Here is a 6,497-nt window from a genome sequence, read left to right as displayed (position 1 = left end):
GCCTGGGCGCACGGGTCCGGGTCGCGACGACCCCTCGGCGGCCCCGCGGGCGCAGATCCGCGTGCGGCTCGCCTCGTGCGCCGCCCTGCTGCTGGCAGGAGCGGCGGTGCTCGCGAACAGGCCGAGCGCCCTCAACGCGGTCCTCGCGGTCGGCGTGCTGATCGTCGTGGCGGGGGTGCTGGCCGCTCCGCGGATCGTGCGCCTGTGGACGGAGCTGATGGGCGAGCGGGCGGCGCGCGTGCGCGAGGAGCAGCGCGCCGAGATCGCCGCGCACCTGCACGACTCCGTCCTGCAGACGCTGGCGCTCATCCAGAACCGGGCCGGCGCGTCGAGCGAGGTCGCCCGCATCGCCCGGGCCCAGGAGCGCGAGCTGCGCGACTGGTTGTTCGAGCGCGACGTGCCGGTCGCCAACGACCTGGCCGCCGAGATCCGCGCCATCGCCGGCGCCATCGAGCTCGACTACCCGGCGACCCTCGAGGTGGTCGCGGTCGGAGTCTCGGTGCCGGGGGCCGCTCCGCTGCTCGCCGCGACACGGGAGGCGATGCTGAACGCGGCGCGCCACGCGGGCGGCGAGATCTCGGTCTACCTCGAGTCGGCTCCCGACGGCGTCGACGTCTTCGTCCGCGATCGCGGTCCGGGAGTCGATCTCGGGGCGCTGCCCGACGACCGGCTGGGCATCCGCGAGTCGATCATCGGCCGGATGAGCCGTGCCGGCGGCAGCGCCGTCGTGCGTCCCGGAGCGGGCGGCTCGGGCACAGAGGTCCACCTGCACCTGGGGAGCAGGCCGTGACGCGCGTCGTGCTGGTCGACGACCACTCCATCTTCCGGTCGGGCCTGCGGGCCGACCTCGCCCCGACCCTCGAGGTGGTGGGGGAGGCCGCCGACGTCGACTCCGCGGTGCGCCTCGTCGCCGAGACCCGCCCCGAGGTGGTGCTGCTCGACGTGCACCTGCCGGGCGGCGCGGGCGGAGGCGGCGCCGAGGTCCTCCGGCGCAGCGCCGCACTCCTCGAGTCCGTGCGGTTCCTGGCGCTCAGCGTCTCGGACGCCGCCGAGGACGTGGTCGGCGTGATCCGCGCCGCGCCCGCGGCTACATCACCAAGACGAGCTCGGGAGCCGAGGTGAGCCGCGCCGTCGAGGCCGTCGCGGGCGGTGACGCCGTGTTCTCGCCGCGCCTCGCCGGCTTCGTCCTCGACGCGTTCGGCGCCCTCGCCGGCGAGCAGGCCGAGTCGGTCGACGAGCTCGACCGGCTCTCGGCCCGCGAGCGCGAGGTGATGCGCCTGATCGCCCGCGGCTACGCCTACAAGGAGGCGGCGGCCGAGCTCTTCATCTCGGTCAAGACCGTCGAGTCCCACGTCTCGGCCGTGCTCCGCAAGCTCCAGCTCTCGTCGCGCTACGAGCTCACCGCCTGGGCGTCGGCGCGCCGCCTGCTCTGACCCGCCGTCCGTCCCTGCTGATCGAGCAGCCCGCTCTCGAGCGTCTCGAGCGGAGGGGGAGCCTTCGGCGCCGGCGCAGGGCGGGGAGAAGACGGATCTTCTGGGAGACGTGAGTCTCGATACGCCCCTTCGGCGCTCCTCGACCAGCGAGGAGGCACGGGTCTCTTCTCAGCAGATCCACCGCCCTCCTGCTGATCGAGTAGCCCGCTTCGCGGGCGCATCGAGATCCACCGCCCTGCTGCTGATCGAGTAGCCCGCATGCGGGCGTATCGAGATCCACCAGCGCCGGACGCCTGATCATCGAACGGATCCGCTCAGGCCGACAGGTCTCGATACGCCCCTGCGGGGCTGCTCGACCAGCAGGGAGGTCGGTGGTCCGTCCTCGCCGGAGCCCTCAGTCGCGCGAGACGAGCACCCGCACGTCCCACGGTCCGAGCTCCAGCACGTCTCCCGCCGCCGCCGACGCCCCCGAGAGCACGTCCTCGACCGCCTCGGGCAGCGCGAAGGTCGACGGCTCCCACGACCAGTTGTGCACGAAGCGCACGCGCTCGCCGTGCCGGTTGGTCGCACTCGTCACCGTCTGCGTCGGCGAGGCCGCGCGCCACGGAGTCGATGCGGCGGACGACTCCGTCATCGCCCACTCCATCAGCGCCTTCGCGAGCTCGAGGTCCGGCACCGTGCCCGCGTAGGTCACGCGACCGGTTCCGTGCGCGCGGGTCGTGACCGCCGCGAAGCGCCCGTAGTGCGGGTGCCGGTAGCGCACGAGGACCGTCGCGTCGTCGACCTGCACCCCGTCGGCCCAGACCGTCGCGCGAGCGCCCTCGGGCAGAGCGAAGCCCGACTCCGCGTCGACCGGCAGCGGCACCGCCAGATTCGCGAACTCGTCGTAGTGCACACCGGCCGCCTCCGCGAGGAACGCGGGCTTGCGCTGCAGGCGCGCGCGTCCCTCCTCGTCCTCGTAGCCCGTGCGCACACCGATGATCAGGTGACCGCCCGCCGCCGCGTACGCCTCGAGCCACTGCAGCTGCGCGTCGTCGGCGATCGTGAACGCCGTGGCCACGAGCACCGGATGCGCGGCCGCGTACTCTGCCGCCGGCACCGCCGTGAGCTGGGACGGGTGCACCGTCGCAGCCTGCAGGCCCGCATCGAACGCGCCCCGCGCGAACGCGTCGCGCGCCGTCTGGAAGCTGCGCCGGTCGGGCTGGGGCATGCCCCGCGCCGCGTCGCCGCCCTGAGCGGAGTCGCTGAACGCGGGGTGCTCCTCCAGCGCCCACTTGCTCTCGTTCGAGAACAGGATCGCGACGTCCGAGTCGGGCACGAGCTCCGTGACCCGGTCTCCCGCCGCGGCGAAGTCGGCGCCCAGCGCGGCGATCTGCTCGTAGACGCGGCCCGGCTCCTGCGAGTGCGGCAGCACCCCGCCCCAGTAGGTCTCGACCCCGTGGTGGAGCGTGTGCCAGTGCCAGTACTCGATCATCGTCGCGCCGCGCGAGACGAGCGCCCAGGCCGCCTGGCGCCATTGGCCGTCGTAAGCCGGCTCGTTCGACCACGACATGCCGATCGCCTGGGCGTCCGTCTCGGTGACGAGGAACGGCGCCTGCTTCGAGCCGTACATCCGGTCGGCGGTCGCGTAGAGCGCCCAGGTGCCGGAGGTGGTCCAGTGCTGGTCGAACGGCCGCGCGTCCGGCAGTTCGAGGCCGTCCTGCATCCGGTAGTACGGGTTGCCCGCGGTCACGTCGAGCCGGCGCACCAGCTCCTCGTCCTGCACGGTCGCGCGCTCGTACGAGATGCAGGTCGTGACGAACTGGTCGTCGCGGCCGATCCGCTCGGTGATGCCGCGGACCAGGTCGGCCTGCCAGCCGATGAAGTCGGTGGTGATCGAGGCCTGGAAGCGGCGCCAGGCGAGGTCGTACTGCGGCTGCGCGTTGCCGTCCGGGGTCCACAGGTCCGCCCAGGTCGAGAGCCGGTGCGACCAGTAGGTGAGCCCCCACTCGTCGTTGAGCGCCTCGACCGTGCCGTACGTCGCACGCAGACGGTCGACGAAGCGCTCGAACACCTGCCGGTTGTGGAGGATCTCGTTGCCCGGCTCGTTGTCGACCTGGAAGCCGATGACCGCGGGGTGCGCGGCGTAGCGCTCGACGATGCGGCGGATCACGCGCTCGGCGTGGAAGAGGAACGCGGGGTGGCTGTAGTCGATCTCCTGGCGCGCGCCCCAGCCGACGGGCTGCCCGGTCGCGCGGTCCGCGTTGATCTCGGGGTGGAGCCGCGCGAGCCACATCGGCACCGCGTAGGTGGGCGTGCCGAGCACGACCGAGATGCCGTGCTCGTGCGCCCCGTCGAGCACCGGCTGCAGCCAGTCGAGGTCGAAGACCCCGTTCTCGGGCTCCCAGGTCGACCAGACCGACTCGCCGACGCGGATCACGGTGAACCCGGCGGCCTTCATCAGCCGTAGGTCCTCCGCCAGGTCGCGGCTGCCGAGCCGCGAGGTCGGCTGGTACTCGTGGTAGTAGGCCGCGCCGAAGAGGATGCGATCGGTGAGGTGCTGCATGGTCGCCTTTCAGGAGGGGTGGCCGCTCCACCGTATCCGGGGCGGGTGCCCGCCGGGGGTCCGTACGATCTGCAGGTATTCCGCGGCGGACAGCGCTTCCCGCCGCTCACCACCGTCGGGTTGCGGCAACTTCCCCTGCAGATCGCACCGGCCCCTGCAGATCGCACCGGCCCCTGCAGATCGCACTCACCCCCTCCGGATCGCACTGCGCGCCACTCCGGCGTGTGGGTCTGTGCGATCTGCAGGTGATTCGAGCCGGAAGGAGCTTTCCTCCGCGCGGCGCTGTCGGGTTGAGCGACCTTCCCCTGCAGATCGCACATTCCCCTGCAGATCGCACATTCCCCTGCAGATCGTGCGCACCCGCTCCGGATCCTGCGCACCCCGGTTCACCGCGCCCGGAGTCGCCGCTCCGCCCCCGCAGTCAACCCCGTGGAGTCCCCCGCCCACCCCGTCCGAGACTGTCCGGACCCGATGGGAAAGGACGACAACGGATGCCGACCATTCACGCGCTGCGGACCCTCGCCGACGTCTACCGCGACCTCCGACCGGTCTCGCAGATCTACCTCGACGTCTCGCTCGACTCGGGCGATCCGCCCGACATCGCCTTCGAGCGCGGCACCGCCGTCGCCGACGAGCTGCGGAGGCAGGGGGCGCCCCAGGGCGACATCGACGCGCTGACCGCGCTGCTCACCGGGGCGGGCCGGCCGCAGGGCCGCTCCTGCCTCTTCGCCGTCGCCGTCGAGGGCTCGATCGTGCTGTCGGAGGTGCTGCCGGGCCGCCCGGTCGCGCCCGAGCACACCGCGTACGGCACGCTCCCCGACGTCGTCCCGCTGCTGCAGCACCGCCCCGACGTCCGCTATCTCGTCGTCGAGACCTCCCGCGACGGCGGCGAGGTGCGCCTGCACCGCCTCGGCGCGAGCGCCCGGAGGAGGAGGGATCGGTGCAGGGCCGCACCGACACCCTGCACAAGGCGCAGGCCGGCGGATGGCGGCACGACCGCTTCCACAGCCACGCCGAGGAGATCTGGCGGCAGACGCAGGCCGAGCTGGCCTCCTCCGTCGACGAGATCGTGCGCACCCGCCGGCCGCAGCTGCTCGTCGTCGCCGGCGACATCCACGCGCGCCGCCTGCTGGCCGAGCAGCTCTCGCCGTCGAGCGCGGCGATCCTGGCGGTGCTGCCCGCCAACACCCGTGCCGACGGGAGCGACGACGGCGCGCTCGACGAGTTCGTGCAGGAGCAGATCGACCGCCTGCTGCGCCGCGAGAAGGAGGACGTGCTCGACGCGCTCCGCACTCATGACGGGCGGCACGACAACACGGTCGAGTTCTCGCTCGGAGCGATCGTGCAGGCGCTCTCCGCGGCCCAGGTCGACACGCTGGTGATCGATACGCAGCGGCTGAGCGAGCGCGAGCTGCTGGCGCTCGCGGCCGAGCCGTGGGTGGCCGCGGCTCCGGAGGAGGCACTCGGCGCCGAGGTCATCGGCCCGGTCGGCGCGGCCCTCGCGCTCGTGCGGGCGGCGCTGCTGACCGACGCCCGCGTGCTCTGCACCGACTCCCGCACCGCACCGGACGGCGAGGACGTCGTCGCCCTGCCCCACGACGCGGACGCGGCCGCGCTGCTGCGCTGGCGCACGGGGCCGCCCGTACCGGGCGCCTGAGCGGTTCCCGGGCCGCGGAACGCCGGCCGAGAAGGGGCCTTTCCGCCGTCAGGCGAGAGCCCCCACGCTCGGCCGGCGCCCTACGAGACCAGCGGCAGCAGCGGCAGGACCGCCAGCGCCGTGAGGGCGCCGAGGGCAGCCCCGGCGAGCACGTCGGACGGGAAGTGCATGCCCAGTGCGAGCCGCGAGAGCATCATCGCGATCACGACGAGGACCGCGAGCGGCCAGAGCGCCGGCAGCATCACGGCGAACACGATCATGGCGGCGGTGGTCGAGGTGGCGTGCGAGCTCGGGAAGCTCAGCTTGCTGGGCGCCTTGCCGCGCACCTCCACTCCCTCGCCGAGCGGGCGGGGACGCCGCACGATGCGCTTCACGCCGATCGAGAGCGCGTGCGCGACGACGATCGCGACGTCGCAGAGCGCCCAGGCCCAGAACCGCGACGGGTCGAGGAACGCGGCGAGCACCCCGAGCAGCAGCCAGCCCGCGGCGTGCTCGCCGAAGAAGCTGAGCCCCCGCGCGATCGGCAGCAGGGGGCGGGTGAGCGGGGACCGCTGCACGGCGGCGATGATCGCCGACTCGCGGCTCCTGAGGGTCGGCATCGGGTCATCCTAGCGAAGAGGGGAGGAGGGGGCGGGGGAGCAGTGCGCCCCCGCCCCCTCCCGCGGATCAGGCCTCCGAGTCGCCCTCGGACTCGGCCGTGCGGCGGCGGGCGTTCAGGCCCAGGGCCGCGGCTCCGGCCGCGAGCAGCGCCGTCGCGCCGCCGATCAGGCCGACCGACTCGACACCCGTCGAGGCGAGGCCTCCGCCGGAGCCGCCGACGGGCAGCGGAGCGGCGGTGCCGGTGGGCGCCGCCGTGGGGACG

General features: G+C 73.6%; 5 protein-coding genes and 1 pseudogene. 3 read left to right on the top strand and 3 right to left on the bottom strand.

Going from position 1 to position 6,497, the window contains the following annotated elements:
- Together B0T42_RS20315 and B0T42_RS18465 are read left to right on the top strand one after the other, a co-directional pair.
- Positions 1 to 790 (top strand): sensor histidine kinase (locus tag B0T42_RS20315; RefSeq protein ID WP_446737398.1); only part of this gene is annotated, 790 nt, incomplete at its 5' end.
- A pseudogene (locus B0T42_RS18465) lies at positions 787 to 1,433 on the top strand (LuxR C-terminal-related transcriptional regulator). The gene B0T42_RS20315 and the pseudogene B0T42_RS18465, both read left to right, overlap by 4 nt.
- Before the next feature lie 394 nt (positions 1,434 to 1,827).
- On the opposite strand, the gene B0T42_RS18460 reads toward B0T42_RS18465, so the two are convergent.
- Positions 1,828 to 3,978, bottom strand: a complete 2,151-nt coding sequence (locus B0T42_RS18460) for a beta-galactosidase (RefSeq protein WP_077224441.1) — start codon at positions 3,976 to 3,978, stop codon at positions 1,828 to 1,830.
- Between B0T42_RS18460 and B0T42_RS22095 the strand changes: the two genes are divergently transcribed.
- A complete protein-coding gene (locus B0T42_RS22095; RefSeq protein WP_342418284.1) occupies positions 3,956 to 5,635 on the top strand; it encodes a baeRF2 domain-containing protein in 1,680 nt (559 codons plus the stop codon). The genes B0T42_RS18460 and B0T42_RS22095 overlap by 23 nt on opposite strands.
- An 80-nt stretch (positions 5,636 to 5,715) precedes the next feature.
- Here B0T42_RS22095 and B0T42_RS18445 read toward each other — a convergent pair whose 3' ends face one another.
- Together B0T42_RS18445 and B0T42_RS20305 are read right to left on the bottom strand one after the other, a co-directional pair.
- Positions 5,716 to 6,234: a phosphatase PAP2 family protein gene (locus tag B0T42_RS18445; protein WP_077224438.1), complete on the bottom strand. Its 519-nt coding sequence runs from the start codon at positions 6,232 to 6,234 to the stop codon at positions 5,716 to 5,718.
- A gap of 67 nt (positions 6,235 to 6,301) precedes the next feature.
- A partial coding sequence (locus tag B0T42_RS20305) for a hypothetical protein (RefSeq protein ID WP_201788591.1) occupies positions 6,302 to 6,497 on the bottom strand: 196 nt, incomplete at its 5' end.

Origin of the sequence: Rathayibacter rhapontici, from assembly GCF_001995175.1 — a bacterium.
Lineage (GTDB): Bacteria > Actinomycetota > Actinomycetes > Actinomycetales > Microbacteriaceae > Rathayibacter.
This window is presented reverse-complemented; position numbering and strand designations above follow the sequence as displayed.